Origin of the sequence: Mesorhizobium sp. M7A.F.Ca.CA.002.05.1.1 (genome assembly GCF_003998335.1) — a bacterium.
GTDB lineage: Bacteria > Pseudomonadota > Alphaproteobacteria > Rhizobiales > Rhizobiaceae > Mesorhizobium.
Genome location: NZ_RZQI01001536.1, coordinates 1 through 653 on the forward strand (window position 1 = coordinate 1; position 653 = coordinate 653).

At 62.3% G+C, this 653-nt stretch carries 1 protein-coding gene; it reads left to right on the forward strand.

The genetic code is table 11. From position 1 onward, the window contains the following. Window positions 1-128: 128 nt before the first annotated feature. Window positions 129-653, forward strand: a 525-nt coding sequence (locus EN939_RS36890; protein ID WP_206528478.1) for an Ldh family oxidoreductase, incomplete at its 3' end; no start/stop codon positions are given.

Consider the following 653-nt stretch of genomic DNA (forward strand, 5'->3'; position numbering starts at 1 on the left):
GAGTAGGGGAGTAGGGGAGTAGGGGAGTAGCCAGCCACTATTCACGTTCACAATTCCATCCCCATTCGCTATTCACTGCTCACCATTCCCCTATTCCCCTATTCCCTTACTCCCCTAGGATTGCCATCATGCAACTCAGTCTCGACCAGGCAAAAGGACTGTGCCGGATGGCGGCACTTGGCGCTGGCGCCAATGAGGAAGCGGCACAATCGCTCACTGCTTCGATCATATCAGCCGAGGCCGAAGGGCTTTCCTCGGTCGGTCTGTCGCATTTCATCGACTATCTCGAGGCGCTGGAAGCCGGACGCATCGACGGCAATGCCGACCCGGTGATCACCCGGCCGGCGCTTGCGGTCTATCTCTCCGATGCACGCCGGGGGCTGGCGCATACCGGCTTCGACCGCACTATCGACGACCTCGCCAAGGCGGCAAAGCTGTTCGGCGTCGCCATCTTCTCGCAGAAGAACGCCTATACATGCGGCGCGCTCGGCTATTTCACCGGAAGGCTGGCAACACTCGGGCTGGTGTCGTTCGCCGCCACCAACGGCCCGGCCGTACTTGCCGGCTCGGGCTCGGTCAAGCCAGTCTACTGCACCAACCCGATGTCGTTTGCCGCCCCCGCCGCCGACGGGGCGCCGCTGGTCATCGACCAG